General features: G+C 64.2%; 21 protein-coding genes. 19 read left to right on the top strand and 2 right to left on the bottom strand.

Annotated features, from left to right (window positions below):
* From Q0K23_RS07420 to Q0K23_RS07490, 15 genes are all read left to right on the top strand, one after another.
* Positions 1–132, top strand: a 132-nt coding sequence (locus Q0K23_RS07420; protein ID WP_294520169.1) for an amidohydrolase family protein, incomplete at its 5' end; no start/stop codon positions are given.
* 162 nt (positions 133–294) lie between these two features.
* Complete coding sequence (locus Q0K23_RS07425; RefSeq protein ID WP_294520020.1) at positions 295–2,034, top strand: beta-galactosidase family protein; 1,740 nt, start codon at positions 295–297, stop codon at positions 2,032–2,034.
* A 72-nt stretch (positions 2,035–2,106) separates the two neighbouring features.
* Positions 2,107–4,293 carry a DNA topoisomerase III gene (locus Q0K23_RS07430; protein WP_294520023.1) on the top strand — a complete coding sequence of 729 codons (2,187 nt, stop codon included), beginning with the start codon at positions 2,107–2,109 and terminating at the stop codon, positions 4,291–4,293.
* 249 nt (positions 4,294–4,542) lie between these two features.
* Positions 4,543–4,803 carry an HPr family phosphocarrier protein gene (locus Q0K23_RS07435; RefSeq protein WP_294520026.1) on the top strand — a complete coding sequence of 87 codons (261 nt, stop codon included), beginning with the start codon at positions 4,543–4,545 and terminating at the stop codon, positions 4,801–4,803.
* A gap of 27 nt (positions 4,804–4,830) precedes the next feature.
* A complete protein-coding gene (locus tag Q0K23_RS07440) occupies positions 4,831–5,445 on the top strand; it encodes a hypothetical protein (protein WP_294520029.1) in 615 nt (204 codons plus the stop codon).
* Between the two features lie 175 nt (positions 5,446–5,620).
* Complete coding sequence (locus Q0K23_RS07445; RefSeq protein WP_294520172.1) at positions 5,621–6,892, top strand: PRD domain-containing protein; 1,272 nt, start codon at positions 5,621–5,623, stop codon at positions 6,890–6,892.
* Positions 6,879–8,594, top strand: coding sequence for a phosphoenolpyruvate--protein phosphotransferase (gene ptsP, locus Q0K23_RS07450; protein WP_294520032.1), 1,716 nt, complete (start codon positions 6,879–6,881; stop codon positions 8,592–8,594). Before Q0K23_RS07445 ends, ptsP begins: the two co-directional genes overlap by 14 nt.
* A 13-nt stretch (positions 8,595–8,607) precedes the next feature.
* Positions 8,608–9,036 (top strand): hypothetical protein, encoded by a 429-nt coding sequence (locus tag Q0K23_RS07455; RefSeq protein WP_294520035.1) that lies wholly within the window; start codon positions 8,608–8,610, stop codon positions 9,034–9,036.
* 167 nt (positions 9,037–9,203) lie between these two features.
* Positions 9,204–9,674 carry a PTS sugar transporter subunit IIA gene (locus Q0K23_RS07460; protein WP_294520038.1) on the top strand — a complete coding sequence of 157 codons (471 nt, stop codon included), beginning with the start codon at positions 9,204–9,206 and terminating at the stop codon, positions 9,672–9,674.
* A gap of 27 nt (positions 9,675–9,701) precedes the next feature.
* Complete coding sequence (locus tag Q0K23_RS07465; protein ID WP_294520042.1) at positions 9,702–10,001, top strand: PTS fructose transporter subunit IIB; 300 nt, start codon at positions 9,702–9,704, stop codon at positions 9,999–10,001.
* A 62-nt stretch (positions 10,002–10,063) separates the two neighbouring features.
* Entirely contained in the window at positions 10,064–11,494 is a 1,431-nt protein-coding gene (locus Q0K23_RS07470) for a PTS galactitol transporter subunit IIC (RefSeq protein WP_294520045.1), read from the top strand.
* Between the two features lie 87 nt (positions 11,495–11,581).
* Positions 11,582–12,637, top strand: coding sequence for a 2-hydroxyacid dehydrogenase (locus tag Q0K23_RS07475; RefSeq protein WP_294520048.1), 1,056 nt, complete (start codon positions 11,582–11,584; stop codon positions 12,635–12,637).
* Positions 12,638–12,678: 41 nt separating this feature from the next.
* Positions 12,679–13,359, top strand: a complete 681-nt coding sequence (locus tag Q0K23_RS07480; RefSeq protein WP_294520051.1) for a class II aldolase/adducin family protein — start codon at positions 12,679–12,681, stop codon at positions 13,357–13,359.
* A gap of 81 nt (positions 13,360–13,440) precedes the next feature.
* Positions 13,441–14,478, top strand: a complete 1,038-nt coding sequence (locus tag Q0K23_RS07485) for an alcohol dehydrogenase catalytic domain-containing protein (RefSeq protein ID WP_294520054.1) — start codon at positions 13,441–13,443, stop codon at positions 14,476–14,478.
* A 15-nt stretch (positions 14,479–14,493) separates the two neighbouring features.
* Positions 14,494–15,657, top strand: coding sequence for an iron-containing alcohol dehydrogenase (locus tag Q0K23_RS07490; protein ID WP_294520056.1), 1,164 nt, complete (start codon positions 14,494–14,496; stop codon positions 15,655–15,657).
* 54 nt (positions 15,658–15,711) lie between these two features.
* Here Q0K23_RS07490 and Q0K23_RS07495 read toward each other — a convergent pair whose 3' ends face one another.
* Entirely contained in the window at positions 15,712–15,924 is a 213-nt protein-coding gene (locus tag Q0K23_RS07495; protein WP_294520059.1) for a DUF378 domain-containing protein, read from the bottom strand.
* A gap of 265 nt (positions 15,925–16,189) precedes the next feature.
* Here Q0K23_RS07495 and Q0K23_RS07500 point away from each other — a divergent pair, with 265 nt between their 5' ends.
* Together Q0K23_RS07500 and Q0K23_RS07505 are read left to right on the top strand one after the other, a co-directional pair.
* Positions 16,190–18,061 (top strand): metallophosphoesterase family protein, encoded by a 1,872-nt coding sequence (locus tag Q0K23_RS07500; protein WP_294520062.1) that lies wholly within the window; start codon positions 16,190–16,192, stop codon positions 18,059–18,061.
* 147 nt (positions 18,062–18,208) lie between these two features.
* Positions 18,209–19,345: a YibE/F family protein gene (locus Q0K23_RS07505; protein WP_294520065.1), complete on the top strand. Its 1,137-nt coding sequence runs from the start codon at positions 18,209–18,211 to the stop codon at positions 19,343–19,345.
* A 55-nt stretch (positions 19,346–19,400) separates the two neighbouring features.
* Here Q0K23_RS07505 and Q0K23_RS07510 read toward each other — a convergent pair whose 3' ends face one another.
* The gene (locus tag Q0K23_RS07510; RefSeq protein ID WP_294520067.1) at positions 19,401–20,831 is read right to left on the bottom strand and encodes an MATE family efflux transporter; all 1,431 of its coding nucleotides are present in this window, start codon (positions 20,829–20,831) and stop codon (positions 19,401–19,403) included.
* A gap of 212 nt (positions 20,832–21,043) precedes the next feature.
* On the opposite strand from Q0K23_RS07510, the gene Q0K23_RS07515 reads away from it, so the two are divergent.
* Together Q0K23_RS07515 and Q0K23_RS07520 are read left to right on the top strand one after the other, a co-directional pair.
* Positions 21,044–21,703: a stage II sporulation protein R gene (locus Q0K23_RS07515; protein ID WP_294520069.1), complete on the top strand. Its 660-nt coding sequence runs from the start codon at positions 21,044–21,046 to the stop codon at positions 21,701–21,703.
* A gap of 213 nt (positions 21,704–21,916) precedes the next feature.
* Positions 21,917–24,292, top strand: a complete 2,376-nt coding sequence (locus Q0K23_RS07520; protein WP_294520072.1) for an endonuclease MutS2 — start codon at positions 21,917–21,919, stop codon at positions 24,290–24,292.
* Positions 24,293–24,307 lie beyond the last annotated feature (15 nt).

A 24,307-nucleotide genomic window follows, 5' to 3' on the forward strand; every position in this document is an offset into this window, starting at 1 on the left:
AACCCGGCCCGGGCCATCGGCATCTACAGCCGGTGCGGCAGCCTGGAGAGCGGCAAGTGGGCCAACGTGGTGCTGCTCAACAGAGACCTGTCCATCCGCAACGTGATCTTCAAGGGCAAAGTAGTGAAATAACCGCACAATTGTGCAAAAATAGCCGTCCCAGTTGGGGACGGCTATTTTTTTATCCGGGCCGGAACAGGGCGCGGCCTGACGATTGCCGGGAACGCGCCGTTGTGGTAAGATGGTCCACAGCACAGGGGCGGCGCCACGCCGTCCCGGACAGGGAGGCATCATATGAGCCGCTTTGAAATCAGAGAGCAATTCTACCTGGACGGCGCGCCCTTCAAAATCATCTCGGGCGCCATCCACTACTTCCGGGTCCACCCGGCCTACTGGCGGGACCGGCTGGAGAAGCTGCGGGCCATGGGCTGCAACTGCGTGGAGACCTATGTGCCCTGGAACCTCCATGAGCCTGCGCCGGGACAGTTCCGCTTTGAGGGCGGGCTGGACCTGGCCGCCTTTCTGCGCACGGCCCAGGCGGTGGGACTGTACGCCATCGTCCGCCCCTCGCCCTACATCTGCGCCGAGTGGGAGTTCGGCGGTCTGCCCGCCTGGCTGCTGTCCGGGGAGGATATGCCCCTCCGGTCCTCCGAGGGCCCCTTTCTCTCCCACGTGGCCAGGTACTACAGGCGGCTCTTCCAGGAGCTGGCCCCCATGCAGATCGACCGGGGCGGGCCGGTGCTCCTGATGCAGGTGGAGAATGAGTTCGGCGTCTGGGGCAGGGAGGACCCGGCCTACCTGGAGGGCCTGGCCGGGCTGATGCGGGAGAACGGCGCCACCGTGCCCTTCATCACGGCGGACAACCTGGACGAGCACGCCCTGGACCGGGGCGGCATGGTCGGCGCGCTGTCCACCGTCAACTTCGGCTCCGGCGCAGCGGAGAAGCTGGAGGTGCTCCGGCCCCACGCCAAGGGCGGCCCGCTGATGGTCACCGAGTTCTGGGTGGGGTGGTTTGACGCCTGGGGGGACGTGCACCACACCGCCGGGGCGGAGGAGAACGCCGCCGACCTGGATGAGATCCTGCGCCGGGGCAGCGTGAACTTCTACATGTTCCACGGCGGCACCAACCCGGGGCTGTACAACGGCTCCAACTACTTTGACCACCTCACCCCCGACGTGACCTCCTACGACTACGACTCCCCCCTCACCGAGGACGGCCGGGAGACGGAGAAATACCGGGCCTTCCAGCGGGTCATCGGGAAATACGCCCCCATCCCCCGGGTGGAGCTGACCACGGAGATCGTCCGCCGGGGCTACGGCGCTCTGGAGGCGTCGGGCCGGGTGGGCCTCTTTGACGCCCTGGACAGTCTGGGACAGCCCGTGGCGCTGGACACCCCCAGATCCATGGAGCGGCTGGGCCAGAGCTGCGGGTATATCCTCTACCGGACCACCCTGCCCGCAGGGACCCGGGCCAAGTGTCTGGAACTGACAAACGCGGCGGACCGGGCCTTGATTTTCCTGGACGGCGTGCCGGCGCTCACCCTGATGGACCGGGCGCTGGAGGGCCCCCACAGCGTGGACTGGGCGCTGGAGCGTGACACCCGCCTGGACATCCTGGTGGAGAACCTGGGCCGGGTGAACTACGGCCCCAGGATGGCCCGGCAGCGCAAGGGCATCGACGGTCCGGTGCTGCTGGACGGCGTGCCGGTGACCGATTGGCAGGCCTGGCCCCTGCCCATGGAGGGGCTGGAGGGCCTGAAGTTCGTCGGCCGGGCGGCGGGCCCCGCCTTCTACCGCTTCACCTTCCGCCCGGAGGAGCGGGGGGACACCTTCCTGGACACCACGGGCTGGGGCAAGGGCTGCGCCCTGCTCAACGGGGTGAATATCGGCCGCTTCTGGGACATCGGCCCCCAGCGCAGGCTGTACATCCCCGGCCCCATGCTCAAGGAGGGGGAGAACGAGCTCATCCTCTTCGAGAGCGAGGGACGCTCCCCCGGGACCGTGACCCTGGCGGCGGAGCCCGACCTGGGCTGAGGGGGCGGATTGCCTTTTTCCCGCCGCCGGGTTATACTGTTGCTATGACTTCGAAAAAGGAGCGTGAGGACGGTGTCCAAGACGCTGGTACTGGCAGAAAAACCCTCTGTGGGCCGGGAGCTGGCCCGGGTGCTGGGCTGCAAACACCAGGGAGAGGGCTGCCTGGAGGGGGACCGATATGTGGTCACCTGGGCCCTGGGCCATCTGGTGGAGCTGTCGCCCCCGGAGGAGTACGACAAGGCCTGGGCCAAGTGGGACATGCTCACCCTGCCCATGCTGCCCGAGAAGATGAAGACCCAGGTCATCCCCCAGACCGGCCGCCAGTTCCGGGCCGTCCAGGCCCTCATGCGCCGGGGAGACATCTCCGACCTGGTCATCGCCACCGACTCGGGCCGCGAGGGCGAGCTGGTGGCCCGGTGGATCATGGAGAAGGCGGGCTGGAAGAAGCCGGCCAAACGGCTGTGGATCTCCTCCCAGACCGACAAGGCCATCAAGGAGGGCTTCGCCCACCTGCGCCCGGCATCGGAGTACGACAACCTGTTCCGCTCCGCCCGGGCCCGCAGCGAGGCCGACTGGCTGGTGGGCCTGAACGTGACCAGGGCCCTGACCTGCAAGTTCAACGCCCAGCTCTCCGCCGGGCGGGTCCAGACCCCCACCCTGGCCCTTATCGTGGACCGGGAGCAGGAGATCCGCCGGTTCGTGCCCAAGGACTTCTTCACCCTGGTGGCCAAAACTCCCGGCTTCACTGCCACCTGGCGGGACAAGAAGGGCCAGGCCAGGATCTTTGACCGGGCGCAGGCCGAGGCTCTGGCCAAGAAGCTGGAGGGCAAGACCGGCGTGCTCACCCAGGTGAAGAAGACCTGGAAGCAGACCCCGCCGCCCCCGGCCTACGACCTGACCGAGCTCCAGCGGGACGCCAACCGGAAGTACGCCTACTCCGCCAAGGAGACGCTGTCCATCATGCAGAATCTCTACGAGATTCACAAGGTGCTCACCTACCCCCGCACCGACTCCCGCTACATCTCCGACGACGTGGTGCCCACCCTGCCGGAGCGTCTGCGCAGCGTGATGGTGGACGAGTACAAGCCCCTGGCCCAGCAGATCATGCGCAATCGTCCCCTCCAGACCCGGTATCTGGTCAACAACGCCAAGGTCACCGACCACCACGCCATCATCCCCACCGAGGAGCAGCCCGACCTGTGGCGGCTCACCGGGCCGGAGCGGAACATCTACGACCTGGTGGTCCGCCGGTTCCTGGCGGTGCTGCTGCCCCCCTTCACCTACGAGGAGATCCGCCTGACCATGACGGTGGACGGGGAGACCTTCACCGCCCGGGGCAAGATCGTGAAGGACCAGGGCTGGAAGGCGGCCTACAGCTGCTTCACCCTGGAGGAGGACGAGGGCGCCGCCGAGGACGAGGACGCGGAGCAGAACCTGCCGCCCCTGAGCCAGGGGGACAAGATCAAGCTGACCGGGCTGCAGATCAACGCGGGCAAGACGGCGCCCCCCAAGCGGTACACCGAGGCCACCCTCCTCACCGCCATGGAGCACCCCCAGGCCCAGGTGAAGGACGCGGAGCAGTCCCGCATCCTGGAGGAGACCGGCGGCCTGGGCACCCCGGCCACCCGGGCGGACATCATCGAGAAGCTGTTCTCCGCCTTCTACATCGAGCGGCGGGGCAAGGAGCTCTATCCCACCTCCAAGGGTATCCAGGTGGTGGAGCTGGCCCCTTCCGACCTGCGCAGCGCCCAGCTCACCGCCAAATGGGAGAAGCGGCTGGGGGATATCGCCCAGGGCAGGGAGAAGGAGAGCGCCTTTGTGGGGGAGATGCGGTCCTACGCCTCCCGGCTGGTGAGCGAGGTCAAGGCCAGCGACGCGTCCTACCACCACGACAACCAGACCCGCACCCCATGCCCCGACTGCGGCAAGTACCTGCTCAAGGTCAAGACCAAGCGGGGGGAGATGCTGGTGTGTCCCGACCGGGAGTGCGGCTACCGCCGCAGCGTCAAGCAGATCACCAACGCCCGCTGCCCCAACTGCCATAAGAAGATGGAGCTGCGGGGCGAGGGGGAGAAGCAGATGTTCGCCTGTGTGTGCGGCTACCGGGAGAAGCTGAGCGACTTCAAGAAGCGCCGCTCGGAGAAATCAGCAGGCAAGGGGGATGTGCGCCGCTATTTGGAGCAGCAGGACCGCCGGGAGGAGCAGGGCTCCTCGGCCATGGCGGAGCAGCTGAAGAAGTGGCTGGAGCAGAACAAATAGAATACGGGGCACAGGATGAAACAGAATGGAGCCATGGGAAGACCATGGCTCCATTTTTTGAACATCGGGTTGGACCGTGTAAGAATTGGGCCATAAGGAGGGCTGATATGCTTTTTGCACAATGTCGGAAAAATAACACGCATTGATTTGGTAATGTTCAACAGGAGGGCGGCGTGCTAAGATGAGGTCAATCAAAAAAGAGAACCTTTCCATAGGGAAAACAGCAGAACAGAAAGGATGGAACTCATTATGTACGAGGAAAAAATCACCATTCAGAATCAGAGCGGCCTGCACGCCCGTCCGGCCTCCGAGCTGGTCGAGGTCAGCTCCAAGTACGCAAGCGACATTATCCTGGTCCATGAGGACGACGAGATCAATGCCAAGAGCATCATCAGCGTGCTCTCCGGCGGCATCCTGCCCGGTATGGAGGTTATGCTCCAGGTGGAGGGGAGCGATGAGCGGGAGGCGGCCCAGGCGGTCTCCGCGCTGCTGCACAATCTGCCCGACTGACGAGACAAACGGAATGGAGGAGCGCAAGTGGAATTAAAGAGCCGACAGACCTATATCCTGCGCAGTCTGCTGGATGCGGAACAGGGCCTGACCTCCTCCTACCTGCTTCAGGTACTTGGCATTGCCAAACGGACCCTTTACTATGACGTGGAGAAGATCAACGACTATCTGGCGCAGTACCGGATGGGCCGCCTGGTGATCGGCGGGCAGCGCATCCGGGCGGAGATCTCCGACCGGGCGGCCCTGGACCGCCAGCTGCGCAAGAACAGCAGTTACTTCTTCTCCGTCGCCGAGCGCCGGGCCATGGAGATCCTCTACATCTCCCTGGCCAGCGAGGTGGTCACCATCAACCGCGTGATGGAGACCTTTGACGTGAGCAAAAACACCGCTCTGGCCGACATCAAGATGATCCGGGAAGAGCTGGAGGCTCCACAGCGCCATCAAGGTGGGCTATCAGATCGAGGGCGAGGAGGCCACCATCCGCAAGCTGCTGTGGGCCCAGTTCCGCAAGCTGAACAACCCGGAGGGCACCTCTGCCGTCAAGAGCTTTCTCCAGCAGAGCACGGTGGCCCTCACCGGCAACGACATCGACTTCCTGAAGCTGTGCCGCTGCCTCATCAAACAGTACGAGTCCGACATTAAGGGCGACTGCTTCCTCAACGAGAGCGGCTTTGAGAGCATGATGATCCAGGCGTCCTGGATCCGCAGCCGGAAGGGCCACGAGATCAATATGAGCGGAGACGAGCAGTTTGCCCTGATGAAGACCCTGTCCTACCGCTCCGTGGAGTTCTCGGCCCAGAAGCTGGGGATCCTGGGCATGGGCATCTCCCCCAAGGAGACCTACTACATCACCTCCCTCTTTCTGGGCATCCAGACCACCGACTTTGCCACCCAGGAGGAGGAGGACAGCTACATCGCCGCCCTGGCGGAGCAGCTGATCTACAACTTTGAGCGCATCGCCTGCATCACCTTCCCCAACCGGGAGCGGCTCCACGGACAGCTCAGCCACCACATCCGCCCCATGTACTACCGGCTGAAGTACGGCATCATGGACAAGAACCCGCTGGTGAAGGACATCCAGCGGATGTACCCGGCGGTGTACGACTTCACCCGCCGGGCCATGCTGGAGATCGACAGCAAGTTCCTCAAGGACATCTCGGAGGATGAGCTGTCCTACCTGTGCGTCTACTTTGCCAGCAATCTCAACGAGAAATTCCTCTCCCAGACCGAGACCACGGCGGAGGAGGAGGTGCTGATTATCGGCGCGGGCAATATGGCCACCGCCACGCTGGTGAAGGAGCAGCTGCAAAACCTCTTCGGCCTGTCCTTCCGGTACAGCGTCATCACGGTGGACCGGGTGCGCAAGTGGGAGCTGGACGACTACGCTCTGGTGGTCTCGCTGGTGCCCCTGAGCCCCCAGCAGCAGTGCGCCAAGCTGGTGCAGACCGGCCCCATCCTGACGGAGACCAACCAGCGGAAGATCATGGACGTGCTCAAGACCAACCGCACCATTGCCCGCCACGACCAGCTGATTCAGGACATCATCCGCATGGTGGAGCGGAACACATCCGGGGAAATGCAGACAGAACGGCTGTACTTCGACCTGTTCCGCTATTTTGAGCGGCGGGACGGCGGGCGCAGCACGCCCCAGACCGCGGAGACCTTTGTGGAGAAGCTGCGCGCGGAGAACATCGTGTCTCTGCCTGACAACACCGGGTGGGGAGAGGCGGTGCTCCTGGGCGCGGAGCGGCTCCAGGGCGAGCGGCTGGCGGATAAAATGCAGAATCTGCTCAGCAACCGAAAGGTACAGATGTACCGCTTCCACTCCGACGCGGTGCTGGTCCACTGCCCCATGCAGGGCGAGGTGAGCGCCAAGGTGGACGTGCGCATCCTGGTCTCCCGGGATGGGGTGGTGTGCCGGGACGGGGCAAAGGCGGGGGTCATCCTGTGCCTGAGTACGGTGGACCGGTACACCCACTGGAACACCCTTCAGGAGATCTATCAGTATTTCAGCACGCCGGGCCATGTGGACGGCGTGAAGCAGCTTTACAGTCACCCAAAGGAGGAGACCAACCATGAAAGAGTTTAAGGGACTTTCCGGCGCCAGAGGCCAGGCCCTTCTGCCCGCTCTGGTGCTGAGCCGGGCGGCGATTGCGCCAGAAAAACGGCAGACGGACGACCCGGAGGGGGAGATCGCCCGGTTCGAGGCCATCCGGGCCGCCTACGCCTTTGAGCTGGACGGGCTGAAGGAGAAGACCGCCAGGGAGAACGGGGAAGAGGCCTCCGCCATTATGAAGGCCTACGCCGTCATCGCCCGGGACGACTTTTTCTTCAAAAAGCCCATGAAGCAGGTGCGCAGCGAGGGCGTGGCCGCCGACTGGGCCGTGGCCGCCGAGCGGGACAAGGTCTGCGCCAAGTTCGCCGCCATGGAAGATCCCTACATGAAGGCCCGTGCCGACGACATCCGCAACGTGTGCGACGAGCTGATCCGGCGTCTCAACGGGGTCTCCTCCGTGGTTGAGGTGCAGGGGGACGGCCCGGTGATCCTGGTGGCCGAGGACCTGACGCCGGAGGACACCATCCGGATCGACAAGTCCAAGCTGGGCGGCTTCATCACCGAGCGGGGCGGCGTCACCTCCCACGCGGTGATCCTGGCCAAGACGCTGGGCATCCCGGCGGTGGTGGGCTGCGAAGGCATTCTGTCCGCCGCCCGGACGGGAGAGCAGATCTATCTCAACGGCGACGAGGGCTGGGCGGCGGTGGAGCCCGACCGGGAGATGGCCGAGCGGTTCACCGCGGCGGATGCGGCCCAGAAGGCCATGGCGGAGCGGTACGCCCAGGCGGCCAAGCAGCCCGCCGTCACCCGGGACGGCCACAAGGTCCAGGTGTGCGTCAACTCGGGCGACAGCGAGAGCGCCAAGGCGTTCCGCCCCGACCGCTGCGACGGCATCGGATTGTTCCGCACGGAGTTCCTCTTCATGGGCCAGCAGGACTACCCCTCTGAGGAGTTCCAGTACCAGGCCTACCGCGCCGTTGCCGAGGCGGCGGAGGGCAAGGAGGTCATTATCCGCACGCTGGACATCGGCGGCGACAAGCAGCTGGGCTATATGGACCTGCCCAAGGAGAGCAATCCCTTCCTGGGCTACCGGGCCATCCGCCTGTGCCTGGACCGGAAGGAGATTTTCCTCACCCAGCTGCGGGCCATTCTCCGGGCCTCCGCCCACGGCAATCTGAAGATCATGTTCCCCATGATCGTCACCCTGGAGGAGCTGCGGGAGGCCAAGGCCCTCACCGCCCGGGCCATGGCCGATCTGGACGCCAGAGGCCTGCCCCACGCGGAGCATGTGCCCCTGGGCATTATGGTGGAGACCCCGGCGGCCGTGATGCTCTCCGACAAGCTGGCCGAAGAGGCGGAGTTCTTCTCCATCGGCACCAACGACCTGATCCAGTACACCACGGCCACCGACCGGCAGAACGAGCGGGTGCAGTATCTCTACACGCCCTGCAATCTCTCTGTGCTCCGTTCGGTCCATACCGTGATCCGCAACGGGCACAAGGCGGGCATCCCCGTGGGCATGTGCGGCGAGGCGGCCTCTGACGAGCGGCTGCTGCCTCTGCTGCTGGCCATGGGGCTGGACGAATTCTCCGTGGTGCCCGCCCAGGCGGGGAAGGTGAAGTACATGGTGCAGCAGGCGGACTATGCCGCCCTCTCCGGTCTGCCCGACGCGCTGTGGGAGCAGAAGACCATAGAGGACGCCTGCCGCCTTCTGGACCGGTACGCCATCCGCTGACAGGAGGAAGCCTATGAAAAACACCGGGAAAAAGGAAAAGGAAGCGGTACAGCCGGAGAAGTACCTCTGGTGCGCGAAGATGACGGACAGCCGGGACTATATCATCAACCCGGAGGCCCGGCATGAGCTGCCCTGCTGCTGTGAGGCGTGCTTTGACCAGGTGAAGGCCTTTGTGGAACGGGACAAACGGTTCCGCATGCCCTTCTATCTGGCCCTGGCGGTCCTGGTGGTGGCCAATCTCTTCTTCTTCGGCCTGCTGCCGGATGTCCGCTGGCGGTATCTGCCCATGCTGGGCATCGGCGTGCTGGCGGCGGTGTTCCCCTATGTGTTCGCCAGCTATGAGCGCTACCAGGCCATCGGCCTGCGCCGCACCACGGTGATCGTGCGGGTGCTGGCCAGCGCGGTGGCGGTCTTTGCGGCGGTGCTCATCGTGGTGGGCTGACGGCGGAAGTTTGTCGTACATTTCACACAAAGGGGCTCACATTTTTGCAAATTTAGGTGTGCATGTTGTGAAAAAACCTGGCCTTTTTTCCAAAGCGGGCCTGTGCTATTCTTACACCAGAAACGAAGCTCCGGAGGCTGCGTGATACATCGCAAATACGTTGGGAGATGAAGACAATCGCTACCCTGCTTGATGAACGGCTGGTGGTGCTGGACGCCGATGTGGAAACCGCAGAGGACTGCATCCGTCTGATGGCCGGCCTGTTTGAGAAGTACGGCTATGTAAAGCCGGGCTACGGCGACGCCGTGGCGGAACGAGAGAAGGGGTTTCCCACCGGCCTGCCCGGAAAGGGCATCAACCTGGCCATACCCCACACCAACAACGCCCTGGTGAACAAACCCGCGGTGGGCGTGATTATCCCCCGGAAACCGGTGGAGTTCGCCATGATGGGGCAGAAGGACACCAAGCTGTCCTGCGAGGTGGTCCTGCCTCTGGTGGTGCAGGATTCCAAGCGTCAGGTCGCCATGCTGAAGAAGATGATGAAGATCATCCAGGACGGAGACCTGCTCCGGCGGCTGAGGGATTCCAGGGACAAGGCGGAGATCCTCGACGCGCTGTCCGTGCTCAACGAAGAGTAAGCAAAATCTGAAAGGAGCGAACCATAAATGAGACCTGTCAAGATTCTGTCCGTGTGCGGTTCCGGGACCGTGAGTTCCGCCATGCTCTCCTCCAAGCTGGAGGACGTGCTCAGCGAGAAGGGCTACGCCATGGAGGCCACCGAGGTGGCGCCCGGCGGCGTGGCGCTGGCGGTGCAGAGCGGAGGCTATGACCTCATCGCCTACACCAGCCCCGTGGAGGACATCTACGGCATCCCCGTCCTCAACGCCACCGGCTTCCTGGTGGGCATCAACGAGGAGGAGTTCGTGGAAGAACTCATGGACGTGATCGGAAAGCTGGACCTGTAAGGACGGCTGCCCCTGAATCCAAAAGACAGACCCAAAATTAAAACAGAAAGGGAGCGGGAATTGTGTTTTTCGACTGGCTGAAGAGCTTTTTTGACACCTTTGGCAACTATATCACCGTGCCCATCATCATCTTTGTCATCTGCCTGATCTTCGGCACGCCCCTCAAGAAGTCCTTTGCCTCCGCCGTGCTGGTGGGCGTCGGCCTGAAGGGCATGGCCTTTGTCACCGACGCCTTCGGCGCCATTCTCTCCCCCCTGGTGCAGCAGATCGTGGAGAGCACGGGGCTCAACCTGCCCGCGCTGGATATCGGCTGGCAGGCCGTGGCCAGCGTGGCCTACTCCACCCAGATCGGCATGGCCTTCATCGGCGTGGGCCTCATCTTCCAGATCGTCCTCTGGCTGGTGAAGGTGACCGATATCTTCATGCCCTCCGACCTGTGGAACAACTACTCCATCATTGTCTGGGGCTCCATGCTCTATCAGCTCTCCCAGAACCTGGTGATGGCCTTTGTGCTGATGCTGTTCATCAACCTGGTGACCCTCCTCATCGCCGAGGTGATGCAGAAGCGCTGGTCCACCTACTACCACTATCCCAACTGCGCCATGACCGCGCCCCACCACATGGGCGACGCGCCCATGTACCTGGTCCTCAACATCCTGCTGGGCAAGCTGGGCCTGGACAAGGTCCGCGTGGACCCTGAGGCCATCAAGAAGAAGATCGGCTTCCTGGGCGAGCCCATGTACATCGGCCTCATCGTCGGCATCATCCTGGGCGTGGTGGGCAACATCACCCGCCTGAACACCATGGCCGCCTGGGGCCAGGTGGCCAACGTCACCGTGACCTGCGCCGCTGTCATGGCCATCTTCCCCAAGATCGCCGGCCTCTTCGCCTCCGGCTTCACCGCCCTCACCGACTACTCCCGCAAGAAGCTGAAGAAGAGCAAGTACGGCCAGAACCGTGAGTTCATCATCGCCGTCAACGACGCCCTGGGCTACGGCGAGGCCGCCACCCTGACCACCGGCCTGCTGGTGATCCCCTTCGCCGTCCTCATGGCCTTCATCCTGCCCGGTAACGTGGTGGTGCCCGTCATGGTGCTGCCCTCCCTGCCCTACATGGTTGAGGTGCCCGTCAGCCTCTCCAACGGCAACATCCTCAAGTCCTGGATCATGGCCTGCATCGTGTTCTGCGCCAAGCTGGCCATGGCCTCCTACTGGGCCGCCACCTTCACCGAGGTGGCCGCGGGCGCCGGCTTCGAGGCCGCCATCACCGCCCTGGCCGGCGGCACCCTGATCATCGGCTTCATCATGTCCAACTGCACCGCCGGCGTGATCACCATGGCCTTCCTGACCATGAATCCCATCGTCATCGCCGCCGTGGTGGCTGTCTACGTGGTGCTGTTCGTCCTCTTCAAGAAGAACAAGGTCCGCGTTCAGGATTACCTGGAGCGCTGCGCCCTGGGCACCAAGAAGGATACGCCCACCGCAGCCGCATAACGAAGCACAACGCCGGGAGGCATCCGTTTCGCTGTCCAGCGGCGAAGCGGATGCCTCCTTCAAAAAGCCCGAATGGAGGAAACTGCTTTGAAAATCTTGGTTATTGGAGACATCGTCGTCCCCTGCGAGCTGCTGGTGGAGGCCGCTCACACCATTGCCGGGGACAGAGAGCACACGGTCAAGGCGGTGGAGTGGCCCTGTGAGAGCCGCCAGGAATTCCAGCACCGCACCCTGAACCTGGAGAAGAACGGCCCCACCGCCGAGAAGGTGCCCGACGAGGCCTATCAGGAGATCGCCGACGCGGATATCCTGCTCACCCACTTCTGCCCGGTGCCCGCCGACCTGATCGCCGCGGGCAAGAAGCTGTCCCTGATCGGCACCTGCCGGGGCGGCATAGAGCACGTGGACGTGGCCGCCGCCACGGAGCGGAACATCCCGGTGGTCCACTGCATCCGCAACGCCGAGTGCACCAGCGACTTTGCCATCGGCCTCATGTTCGCTGAGACCCGGAACATCGCCCGGGCCCACGCGGCCATCAAGCAGGGCAACTGGCGCAAGGACTATGTCAACAGCGGCTACACCACCTCCATGTGCGAGATGACCCTGGGCGTGGTCGGCCTGGGCCACATCGGCAAGCTGGTGGCCAAAAAGGGCGCCGGCATCGGCATGAAGGAGGTCATCGCCTACGATCCCTTTGTCAGGCAGGAGAGCCTGGACGCCATCGGCCTGCCCGTCACCCTGGTGTCCCAGGAGGAGCTGTTCCGCACGGCGGACGTCATCTCCCTCCACCTGCGCCTCACCCCCGAGACCAAGAACAGCATCGGCCGGGAGCAGCTGGGCTGGATGAAGCCCACCGCCTACCTGATCAACACCTCCCGGGCCGGCGTACTGGACAAGGACGCCCTGGTGGAGGCCCTGCAGAACAAGACCATCGGCGGCGCGGCCCTGGACGTGTTCTGGGACGAGCCCGTCCCCGCCGGCGACCCCCTGCTGGAGCTGGACAACCTGACCATGACGCCCCATACCGCGGGCAACGTGGTGGACGCCCTGCCCAAGTCCCCGCTGCTCCTGGCCCGGGTGATCCTGGACTACTGGGCCACCGGCAAGAGCGACATGGTGGTCAATCTGAGGAATTTGAAGTAAGATATAGGCACCGCCCAAATCACGAAAAGGAGTAATGCGCCATGCTGATGGAAAAGGAACGCAACGATATTGTGGAGTTCGGCAAGCAGATGAGCAGCCAGGGCCTGTCCAAGGGCACCAGCGGCAACCTGTCCTGCTACGACCCTGAGACCGGCTATATGGCCATCGGCCCCTCCAGCCTGGGTTATTTTGACACCACCCCCGAGGACATCGTCATCATGGACCTGGAGGGCAACATCATCGAGGGCAAGCGCAAGCCCTCCAGCGAGCACAACCTCCACGCCACCGTCTACAAGCACCACCCCGAGGCCCGGGCCGTGGTCCACACCCACTCCACCTACTGCACCACCTTCGCCTGCCTCCGCCAGCCCCTGAAGGCCGTCCACTATGTCATCTCCGGCGCCGGTGTGGACGAGGTGCCCTGCGCCGAGTACGCCACCTTCGGCACCCCCGAGCTGGCCGAGAACGTGGGCAAGGCCATGGGGGAGAGCAAGGCTCTCCTGCTGGCCAACCACGGCCTGGTGACCTGCGGCCTGAGCATGGCCAAGGCCTTCTCCCTGGCGGTGAACATGGAGTTTGTGGCCGAGATGCAGTGGCGCTGCATGGCAGTGGGCGCCCCCGTCGTCCTCACCGGCGAGGAGATGGCCGCCGTCCGGGTGCGGATGCAGAGCTACGGCCAGGCCAAGAAGCCCGGCGAGCCCAAGGATACGGTGGGCTACTGAGCGCGTAACAGGGCGTGAGCCCATCCGGTGTCCGCAGGCGGGTTTCCGCCTGCGGACATACTTAATCAGGGAGGCTGACAGATGAACGGAACCATGAAGCAGGCCATGCTGTTCGGCGTGGAGGACATCCGCATAATAGAGCAGCCCATTCCCGATCCCGGCCCGGGGGAGGTGCTGGTAAAAAACAGGATCTCCACCACCTGCGGTACGGATGTGAAAAATTTCAGGCGGGGCTACCCGCTCCTCAAGCCGCCCCACCCCTATGGACATGAGTTCTCCGGCGTGGTGGCCGCCGTGGGCGCGGGCGTGGAGCACGTGAAGGAGGGGGACCGGGTGGCCTGCCACAACACCGCCCCCTGCGGCCGCTGCTACTACTGCAAGCACGGCCAGCCCTTCATGTGCGAGACACTGACCTACTGCCGGGGGACCTACGCGGAGTATGTCAAGGTCCCGGCGCCCATTGTGGCACAGAACATGTTCGTCATTCCGGACAGCCTCTCCCACAAGGCGGCCTCCCTGATGGAGCCCTTCTCCTGCGCGGTCTACGGCATTGAGAACTGCCCCATTGCCCTGGGCGACTTTGTGGTGGTCAACGGCGCGGGACCCATCGGCCTGATGTTCGCCCGGCTGGCGGTGCTCCGGGGCGCCAAAGTGCTGGTGACCGACATGGTGCCCAGCCGCCTGGAGACGGCCCGCCGTCTGGGCGTGTGGAAGGCGCTGGATCTCACCGGCGTGGAGGACACGGTGGCCGCCGTCCGGGCGCTCACCGACCGGGAGCGGGGCGCCGACGTGGTCATTGAGGCCACCGGGCTCATTCAGGTCTGGGAGACCAGCGTGAAGATGGCCCGGAAGGGGGGCTTTGTGCTCCTCTTCGGCGGCACAAAGGCGGGCAGCGTGCTCCACGTGGACGCCACCCTGCTCCACTACTCCCAGCTCACCGTCAAGGGCGTGTACCACACCACCCCCGCCCATGTGGCGGCGGCGCTGGAGCTGCTGAAGCTGGGGGTCATCTCGGCGGAGGATTTTATTCAGAACGAGTATCCCCTGGACCAGCTGGAGGCCGCCATCCGGGAGCACGCCTCCGGCGCGGTCATCAAAAACTGTATTGTCTACGATTAAGAAGGAGGCATTCCCATGTATGGTATCAAGCTGGGCTGCGGGCATATGTACTGCGGCCAGGATGCGGTCAAGGCCCTGGCGGAGCTGACTGGGGAGCGGAAGCGGGCCTATATCGTCATGAGCGGCACCATCCAGCAGGAGCTGGGCCAGCTGAAGATGGTCACCGATGTGCTGGAGGGGGCGGGCTTCACCTGCCGGTCCTACACGGACGTGGAGCCGGAGCCCAGCTTCCAGACGGTGCTGAAGGGCGCGGCGGACATGGCCGAGTTTGCGCCCGACTGGGTCATCGGCTTTGGCGGCGGCTCCGCCATGGACGCGGCCAAGGCCATGTGGGTGTTCTACGAGAACCCGGAGTACAAGGAGCTGGAGGACGTCATGCCCCCCAACGAGATCAAGAACCTCCGGGTCAAGGCCAATCTGTGCTGCATCCCCACCTCGGCGGGCACCGGCAGCGAGGCCACCCGGGCGGCCCTCATCAAGGACACGGTGAAGAAGAAAAAATACTCCATCCGCTGCATGAAGGGCCGCCTGGTGCCCGACGTGGCGGTGCTGGACCCCATCTTCACCACCACCATGCCCAAGGGCCTGACGGCCTCCTCCGGCATGGACGCCCTGACCCACGCCATCGAGTCCTATGTGACCCCCCAGGCCAACCCCTACTCCGACGCCATGGCCATGGCCTCCTTCCGGTACGGCTATGAGAACCTGGCCGAGTGCTATGAGCACGGGGACAATCTGGAGGCCCGGGCCAACATGCTGGCCGCCTCCTGCATGGGCGGCATCGCCTTCTCCAACTGCGCCCTGGGCATCGTCCACTCCATCGCCCACACCTTCGGTGCCGAGTACGGCGTGCCCCACGGGCTGGCCAACGCCATCGTCCTGCCCTACGGCCTCCGCTTCAACATGGAGGACCCCAAGACCGCCAAGCGCTACGGAGAGCTGGCCGCCCTGGTGGGGGAGACCGACCTGCTGGAGGCGGTGATGAAGCTGCGCCGCAGGATCAACGTCCCCGAGACCATGCGCGAGGTGGTGAAGGACGAGGCGGACGTGATGGCCAAGCTGGACGCCCTGGTGGACAAGGCCTTTGCGGACGTGTGCACGCCCTTTACGCCCCGGATGCCCAGCCGGGAGGAGATGCGCAGCCTGATCCTGGAGGTCTACTACGGCGAGCGCCGGTAAGCGATCCCATAAAAAAACGGAGAAGCACAGGTTTTCCTGTGCTTCTCCGTTTTTTTAAGCCTTGTCGCCGTCAGAGTCCCGGTCCCGGAACAGGAGGGAGATACACCACACGGCAGCCAGGCCAATCAGGGTGTAGATCACCCGGGAGATGACGCTGTCGGAGCCGCCGAAGGCGAAAGCCACCAGGTCGAATCCGAAAATGCCGATGCTGCCCCAGTTGAGCCCGCCGACAATGGCCAGGATCAGGGCGATTTTATCCACAAACATTGCGAAGAGACCTCCTCAGATTGGATTCCGCGGATAGCTTCTCCCGGAAAAGGGAGGATTATACGCCGCCGCGGCAAAAAAACACTGCTGAGGCAAAATGCCGGAGACTCCAAAAAGAATTTTATTTTCCAAAATAATATAAAGTAAAATCCGGGTAAATATCCTGGAAAAGCTTTGAAAGATGCATTGAAAAAGGAAAAACACAGTGCTATATTGTCACTAGTTCCATCAGACCAAAACCAAACCGCAAAGGAAGTTGGATGAAATGCAGACAAGGAAAAAGATTCTGGCCGGTGTGCTCAGCGGCGCGCTGCTCCTGGGTGTGGGCCCTCTGGCCATGGCGGCCACTGCCAACTATAACGACGGCAGCGTCACCGGCGGCTCCGCCGAGTGGCAGGCCTGGGTGAGCGAGTGGGAGAGTGTGGCCACCGATTACACCCACGTGTCCCTGACCCCCGGCGCCAACGAGACCCAGCTCAACTTCGCCTGGTACAGCAAGACGGAGAGCGGCAAGGCGGCCACTCCTGTGGTCCACTTCGGAACAGACAAGAACAATCTGACCGCCTTCACCGGCATGTCCGCCCAGGTGGACGACAGCCTGACCGACGGCGTGGCCTATGACTACAACCACGTCACCGTCACCGGCCTGAAGGCCAACACCACCTACTACTACACGGTGGAGAAGAACGGCGTCCAGACCGAGGTCCAGGAGTACAAGACCGGCAGCTTTGACCAGGTCAAGATGCTCTACGTGGGCGACCCCCAGATCGGCGCATCCAAGGGCCAGCCCCAGAACGGCGAGGCTCTGGTAGGCGACTCCGGCGCGGCCAACACCGCCGCCCGCAACGACGCCTTCGGCTGGAACCGGACCCTGGAGATCGCCACCGAGCAGAACCCGGATGTGAACTTCATCATCTCCGCCGGCGACCAGGTCAATAAGACCGGTAAGCCCAAGGAGGAGGAGTACGCCGGCTACCTGGCTGCCGACGCCCTGGCCAGCCTGCCCGTGGCCACCGCCATCGGCAACCACGACTCCCTGAACCCCGACTACACCTACCACTTCAACAACCCCAACGCCACCGAGTACGGCCAGACCCAGGCCGGCGGCGACTACTACTACTCCTACGGCGACGGTCTGTTCATCGTGCTCAACACCAACAACTACAACGTGGCCGAGCATGAGAAGGCCATCCAGGAGGCCATTGCCTCCGACCCGGACGCTACCTGGCGTGTGGTCACCATCCACCAGGACATCTACGGCACCGGCCTGGACCACTCCGATACCGACGGCATGATCCTGCGCACCCAGCTGACCCCCATCTTTGACGAGTACGACATCGACGTGGTGCTCCAGGGCCACGACCACACCTACAGCCGCTCCAAGATGCTCTACGGCGACGGCCAGACCCACGGCACCTACGAGTTCCGCCTGAACGACGAGGGCACCGACTACGACTGGAACAACGCCTATAACACCCAGAACGACGAGAAGATCCCCCTGTACCCCGAGGAGGGCGATACCGCCGGCACCGCCGCCCACGACGCCTTCCAGGCCGACAACGGGTGCTACACCATTGAGGCCACCACCAGCAACACCGTGGTCAACCCCAAGGGCACCCTGTACATGACCGCCAACTCCGCCTCTGGCTCCAAGTTCTACGAGCTCATCAGCACCCAGCAGGACTACATCGCCGCCCGGAGCCAGAACTGGCTGCCCAGCTACTCCGTCATTGAGATGGACAGCAACTCCTTCTCCATCACCACCTACCAGATCACCGACGACGGCAAGGTGGAGGCCATTGACGACACCTTTACCATCGAGAAGAACGGCACCGGCTCCGTGGCCACCCTGAGCCAGGACGGCGAGACCTACTACCGCCTGCGTGACGTGGCCGCCTCCGTCTCCGGCACGGACAGCCAGTTCAACGTGGCCTGGGAGAACAACGGCGTGGTGGTCACCACCGGCGCCGCCTACACCGCCGCGGTGCCCGCCGCCCTGCCCACCGCCGGCTCCGCCGTCACCCTGAACCTGACCGTGAACGGCTCCGCCGTCTCCACCGGCGCTGTGCTGGCGGAGGGCAACTACTACGTCCCCGCCTCCTTCCTGACCGCCCTGGGCGTGAGCCTGGGCGCCTGAGTCCCCCTGTTCTGAATCTTCCCCCCATATGAGCGGTGTTTTCCCGGCGGCATTGCCGCCGGGAAAATGCTGTTTATCACCCTTCGGACCGGCAGGCTGGAAAAGTGTGCGTTCCGCCGGACGTCCGTGTTGAGAGAGAAAGGCTGAATGAAGTTGTATATCAAAAAGTATTTTCTGCGCTGGGGCATCCCGCTGGTGCTGCTGGCCCTGTTCCTGCTCTTTACCGTCCGCCTCAACCAGGGCGGAAAGGTGCCGCTGGTCAGCCGGGAGGGCCAGACCTTTGAGAAGGGCGTTGTGGTGGAGATCCTCCAGGACAACCTCCAGCCCGACGGCTCCCGGGTAGGGGAGCAGCGGCTGCTGGTGGAGATGACCACCGGCGTCCGAAAAGGCCAGACCCTGGAGACCACCAGCTCCTCCGGCTACCTCTTCGGCGCGGGCTGCACCGTGGGCATGAAGGTGGTGGTCATGCAGAGCGTGGCGGGGGACTCCACCATCACCAGCATCTACTCCCAGGACCGGGAGTGGGTGATCTACGCCTTTGCCGCCGCCTATCTGCTGGTGCTCTGCCTGGTGGGCGGCAAGCAGGGCCTCAAGGGCGCCCTGGGCCTGGTGTTCACCTTCTTCTGCATCATCTTCGTGTACCTGCCCCTGGTCTATCAGGGCTGGTCCCCCTTCTGGGTGGCGGTGTTCATCTGCGTGGTCACCACTCTGGTCACCATGTACCTCATCGGCGGGCCCACCAGAAAGACCCTGGTGGCCACCGGCGGCACGGTGGCGGGGGTGGTCATCGCCGGACTGGCCGCCAGCCTGTTCAGCATGGCCACCGGCATCACGGGCTGGAACGTGTCCGACATTGAGAGCCTGCTTACCCTGGCCAGCACCAGCGGCGTGCAGGTGGGCGGGCTGCTCTTCTCCGGGCTGCTCATCTCCAGCCTGGGGGCGGTGATGGACGTGGCCATGTCCATCGGCAGCGCCATCGCCGAGATCCACGCCCAGAACCCGGCCATCTCCCGGGCTGATCTGTTCAAGGCCGGCATGCACGTGGGCCGGGACATGATGGGCACCGACTCCAACACCCTGATCCTGGCCTTTGCCGGCGGCAGCGTGTCCATGCTGGTGCTGGACTACGCCTACGACCTGCCCTACCAGCAGATGATCAACTCCAACAACATCGGCATCGCCATCATGCAGGGCCTGTCGGGCAGCTTCGGCATTGTGCTGGCCGTGCCCGTCACGGTGGCGCTGGCCGTGCTGCTGTACACCTGGAGGCCTGCCAGAGCATAACAAAAAGCGGCGCACCGTATTTGACGGTGCGCCGCTTTTTCGGCGGATATTGAAATCAAATGAGTTGGATCTGCTTCCACTTGCCCTGCCAGAAGCGGACCAGGAAGAAGACGGCCCGGACCACCCAGTCGCAGAACATGGCGATCCACACGCCCAGCAGATGCAGGCCCACCATGGGGATGCCGAAGATGGCGTCCGCGCCCAGCACGTAGCTGAGGACAATGCGGCAGGCGAACATGGAGATGAGGGACACGCTCATGGTGAACATGGCGTCGCCCGCGGCCCGCAGGGCGTTGGGCAGGGTGAAGGACATGGGCCAGAAGAACAGGACGAACACGGAGTTCCACCGCAGCACCTGGGCGGCCATGGCGGCGGCGGGGGCGCTCAGGTTGAAGAGGGTGACCAGCCAGCCCGCGCCGAAGAAGAGGATGACCGCCATGGTGCCCATGGAGAGGTAGGCCATGATCATCAGCTTGCGGGTGTAGCGGACGGCCTGGTCCAGGAACTGGGCGCCCACGCACTGGCCCACCACAGTGACCATGGCCAGGCCGATGGCCTGACCGGGCACGTTGATGACGCCGGCCGCGCTGTTGGCGATGGCGTTGGCGGCCACGGCGGAGCCCACCACCGCCAGGTTGACCCCGGCGTCAAAGGAGGTGATGAGGCTGAGCACCACCAGCTTGCCCACCTGGAACAGGCCGTTCTCCAGGCCGGTGGGGATGCCGATGGTGAGGATGCGCCGCACCATGACCCAGTGGAACTCGGGGCGGAACATGTGGTGGATGCGCAGGACGCAGTCCCGGTGCTGGAGCAGGAACAGGATGATCACCGCCGCCACGATGCGGGAGGTGAGGGTGCCGATGCCGGCGCCCAGAGAGCCCATGTTGAAGCCGAAGATCAGGATGGCGTTGACGGTGATGTTGACGATGTTGACGATGAGGGAGTTGAACATGGACACCTTGGAGTTGCCCATGGAGCGGAACAGGGCCGCGCCGGCGTTGTACAGGGCCATGAAGGGGTAGGCCAGAGCGGTGGAGATAAAGTAGAGCAGGGCGGAGTCCATGACGTCGTCGTTGATGTTGCCGAAGAGCAGGAAGAGCAGATGCTCCCGGAAGATGAGGCACAGGGCCATGATCACCAGGGAGAGCACGGTCACCGCATACAGCAGCTGCTTGGCGGCGGTCCTGGCGTGCTCGGGCTCCTTGCGGCCCAGGTACTGGGACACCACCACCGCGCCGCCGGTACTGAGGGCGGCAAAGATCTGAAGCATCAGGGTGTTGATGTTATCCACCAGGGAGACGCCGGAGACGGCGGCCTCACCGGCCGTGGTGACCATCACCGTATCCGCCATGCCCACGGACATCAAAAGAAATTGCTCGATCACCAGCGGAATGATCAGCCGTACCAGCATCTGGCGGCTGAACAGCGGTTTGTTCTGCGGGGGCTGTACTTGCTCAGTGCATTTGACTTGCGTCTGCTGCTCCATCTCCGCGCCCTTCTCCTTCCATATGTACCAAATTTCCTGATAGGGATGAACCACTATTCTACCACTCAATGGATGATTTACAAGGTGTGTTTTACACAAATTTTACCCACATTTCCTGCCGGCTGTATAAAGAACAGACAGGTTGTCCACAATAGACCTGCGCCGGACAGACGGCGCGCAAGAAATGATTACATATTGGATGGTGGTATCCTGTGTTTGGACGGAATGGAAAGCATGGCGGGCACAGCCTCCGGCGGTGGGAGCTGGCGCTGCTGCTGGGGGTTGCGGTGGCGGCACTGGCCGGTGGCGCGCTGGGGGCGGAGCAGTCCGCCCTGGCGGACAAGGTCATCCGGCTCCACGTCATCGCCAACTCAGACGACCCGGCGGACCAGGCCCTCAAGCTCCAGGTCCGGGACCGCATCCTGGCCGAGGCGGGGGATCTGTTTGACCAGGGCCTGACCCGGGCGGAGGCGGAGGCGGCCATCACGGCCCGGCTGGGCGACCTGGCGGCCGCGGGGGCGGAGACGGTGGAAGAGGCGGGGTACGATTACCCGGTCACCGCGTCTCTGGAGGAGAGCGTGTGGTTTCCCACCAAGGAGTACGAGGACTTCGCCCTGCCCGCCGGGGAGTACACCGCCCTGCGCATCGTCATCGGCGAGGGCGGCGGACAGAACTGGTGGTGCGTGGTGTTCCCGCCCCTGTGCCTGGGGTCGGTCACCGAGACCACGGCCGAGACCGCCGCGTCCGCCGGCTTCAGCCAGGACGAGATCTCCCTCATCACCGGCGAGAACGAGGGGTATGTGGTCAAGTTCAAGGCCATGGAGCTGTGGGACCGGTTCTGTGCCTGGCTGGACGGACAATCAGGACAATAGAGGAGACAAGACAGCGGCGGAGCAGCGCTCCGCCGCTGTCTTTGCCGTCTGTGGAGGGGCTCGCTGTCCGCCGTGAGCCGGGGGTAGATAAGTCTGGAAAAATAGTGTATGATAATAAGCGCCGAATCAACTGCCTTGCGGTTTGCGTGAGGCGGACGCTTCACAATACGTATCCGTAAAACCGCAGAGGAATTTTTCCGTGAGGTATGTTTTATGACCGACTTATTTGAAAAATCCATTCACACCCTGGAGCTGCCCCGGGTGCTGGAAAAGCTGGCCGGGCAGGCGGTGACCGAGGAGGGCAAGGAGCGCTGCATGGCCCTGCGCCCCCTCACCGATGCCGACGACGTCCAGCGCCTCCAGGCTGAGACCACCGCCGCCGTGAACATGACCGCCCTGCGGGGCAGCCCGTCCCTGTCCGGGGTGAAGCCGGTGGCGGCCTCCCTCCAGCGAGCGGACATGGGCGGAGCCCTCAACACCCGGGAGCTGCTGGACATCGCCGCCGTGCTCAAGGCCGCCCGGGCCGCCCGGGACTACGCCGCCGGCGAGAACAACGGCAAGACCTGCATCGACCATCTCTTCGCCTCCCTCACCGCCAACCGGTTCCTGGAGGACAAGATCACCGGCTCCATTCTGGGGGAGAACGAGATCGCCGACTCGGCCAGCCCGGAGCTGGCCTCCATCCGGCGGCACATCCGGGCCACCTCCGCCAAGGTGCGGGACATCCTCCAGAAGCTCATCTCCTCTTCCCAGGCCAAGTACCTCCAGGAGCCCATCATCACCATGCGCTCCGACCGGTACGTGGTGCCGGTGCGCTCCGAGTGCAAGAACGACGTGCCGGGCCTGGTCCACGACGTGTCCTCCTCCGGCGGCACCTTCTTCATCGAGCCCATGGGCGTGGTGAAGGCCAACAACGAGCTGCGGGAGCTCCAGGCCGACGAGGAGAAGGAGATCGACCGCATCCTGGCCGAGCTCTCCGCCGAGTGCGCCGCCCACCGGGAGGACATCGCCCAGGACTACGACCTGCTCATCATGCTGGACGTGATCTTTGCCCGGGCCAAGCTGTCCTACCGGATGCGGGCCTGCGAGCCCAGGATCGTGGAGCGGGGCATCTGCCTGCGGCAGGCCCGGCACCCCCTGCTGGACCCCAACAAGGCGGTGGCCAACGACCTGTACCTGGGCGGGGACTTCGACACACTGGTCATCACCGGCCCTAACACCGGCGGCAAGACGGTCACCCTGAAGACCATCGGCCTGCTGACCCTGATGGCCCAGTGCGGCCTCCACATCCCGGTGGCGGACGACAGCACGGTGATGATCTTCGACCGGGTGCTGGCCGACATCGGCGACGAGCAGTCCATCGCCCAGAGCCTGTCCACCTTCTCCTCCCACATGGTGAACATCGTGGGCATCCTGAAGGAGGCGGACGACCGCACCCTGATCCTCTTTGACGAGCTGGGGGCGGGCACCGACCCCATCGAGGGCGCGGCCCTGGCCGCCGCCGTCATCGACAGCGCCCGGGAGATGGGGGCCCTGGTGGCCGCCACCACCCACTACGCCGAGCTGAAGGTGTACGCCATGACCACCCCGGGGGTGGAGAACGCCTCCTGCGAGTTTGACGTCAACTCCCTGGCCCCCACCTACCGGCTCCTCATCGGCATCCCGGGCAAGTCCAACGCCTTCGCCATCTCCGAGCGGCTGGGCCTGCCCAAGGAGATCATCGACAAGGCCTCCGCCCGCATCGACGCGGAGAACGTCCGCTTTGAGGACGTGATCACCCGGCTGGAGCAGCAGCGCCAGCAGATGGAGCAGGAGAAGGACCAGGCCCGGAAGCTGCGCCGGGAGATGGAGGACTCCGCCCGGGTGGCCCGGGAGTACCGGGACAAGCTGGAGAAGGAGCGGTCCAAGGCTGTGGAGAAGGCCCAGGCGGAGGCCCGGGCCATTCTGGACGAGGCGCGGAATACGGCTGACAGCGTGTTCAAGGAGCTCAACGAGATGCGCCGCCGCCAGCGGAAGGAAGAGGACTGGCAGAAGGTGAACGAGGAGCGGGCGGGGCTGCGCCAGCGGCTCAACCAGGCGGAGGACGCCCTGGGCGCCCGGCCTGAGGAGCCCGCGCCGCCGCCCACCCGTCCCGCCAAAGTGGGGGACACGGTGGAGCTGGTGAAGATGGGGGGCACCAGGGCCCAGGTACTGGCCGTCAACAAGGACGGCAGCCTCCAGCTCCAGGCCGGTATTCTGAAGATCACCGCCAAGCAGGAGGAGGTGCGTGTGGCCGAGGAGGACGGCAGCAAGAAGCAGGCCCAGCGGATCATCCACCGGGCGGAGCGGCAGCTGCGCACCGTGGGGGCCTCCTCGGAGGTGGACCTGCGGGGCATGACCACCGACGAGGCTGTGGCCGCCCTGGACCTGTTTCTGGACAACGCCATGCTGGCCAAGCTGGAGAGCGTCACCATCATCCACGGCAAGGGCACCGGCGCGGTGCGCAAGGCGGTGCGGGAGCACCTGAAGCGCAGCCGGTATGTGAAGTCCTTCCGCCCCGGACGCTATGGGGAAGGAGAGGACGGCGTAACGGTGGCGGAGCTGCGGTAAAGGCGGCGGGCGCGC

Source organism: uncultured Pseudoflavonifractor sp. (genome assembly GCF_944387275.1).
Lineage (GTDB): Bacteria > Bacillota > Clostridia > Oscillospirales > Oscillospiraceae > Pseudoflavonifractor > Pseudoflavonifractor intestinihominis.

Excerpts from the sequence above, each read along its gene's own strand:
- Q0K23_RS07480 (WP_294520051.1), top strand. The coding sequence starts at position 12,679 with ATGCTGATGGAAAAGGAACGCAACGATATTGTGGAGTTCGGCAAGCAG.
- Q0K23_RS07435 (WP_294520026.1), top strand. The coding sequence starts at position 4,543 with ATGTACGAGGAAAAAATCACCATTCAGAATCAGAGCGGCCTGCACGCC.
- Q0K23_RS07460 (WP_294520038.1), top strand. The coding sequence starts at position 9,204 with ATGAAGACAATCGCTACCCTGCTTGATGAACGGCTGGTGGTGCTGGAC.
- Q0K23_RS07500 (WP_294520062.1), top strand. The coding sequence starts at position 16,190 with ATGCAGACAAGGAAAAAGATTCTGGCCGGTGTGCTCAGCGGCGCGCTG.
- ptsP (WP_294520032.1), top strand. The coding sequence starts at position 6,879 with ATGAAAGAGTTTAAGGGACTTTCCGGCGCCAGAGGCCAGGCCCTTCTG.
- Q0K23_RS07465 (WP_294520042.1), top strand. The coding sequence starts at position 9,702 with ATGAGACCTGTCAAGATTCTGTCCGTGTGCGGTTCCGGGACCGTGAGT.
- Q0K23_RS07455 (WP_294520035.1), top strand. The coding sequence starts at position 8,608 with ATGAAAAACACCGGGAAAAAGGAAAAGGAAGCGGTACAGCCGGAGAAG.
- Q0K23_RS07445 (WP_294520172.1), top strand. The coding sequence starts at position 5,621 with ATGGGCATCTCCCCCAAGGAGACCTACTACATCACCTCCCTCTTTCTG.
- Q0K23_RS07425 (WP_294520020.1), top strand. The coding sequence starts at position 295 with ATGAGCCGCTTTGAAATCAGAGAGCAATTCTACCTGGACGGCGCGCCC.
- Q0K23_RS07520 (WP_294520072.1), top strand. The coding sequence starts at position 21,917 with ATGACCGACTTATTTGAAAAATCCATTCACACCCTGGAGCTGCCCCGG.
- Q0K23_RS07495 (WP_294520059.1), bottom strand. The coding sequence starts at position 15,924 with ATGTTTGTGGATAAAATCGCCCTGATCCTGGCCATTGTCGGCGGGCTC.
- Q0K23_RS07510 (WP_294520067.1), bottom strand. The coding sequence starts at position 20,831 with ATGGAGCAGCAGACGCAAGTCAAATGCACTGAGCAAGTACAGCCCCCG.
- Q0K23_RS07505 (WP_294520065.1), top strand. The coding sequence starts at position 18,209 with ATGAAGTTGTATATCAAAAAGTATTTTCTGCGCTGGGGCATCCCGCTG.
- Q0K23_RS07485 (WP_294520054.1), top strand. The coding sequence starts at position 13,441 with ATGAACGGAACCATGAAGCAGGCCATGCTGTTCGGCGTGGAGGACATC.
- Q0K23_RS07490 (WP_294520056.1), top strand. The coding sequence starts at position 14,494 with ATGTATGGTATCAAGCTGGGCTGCGGGCATATGTACTGCGGCCAGGAT.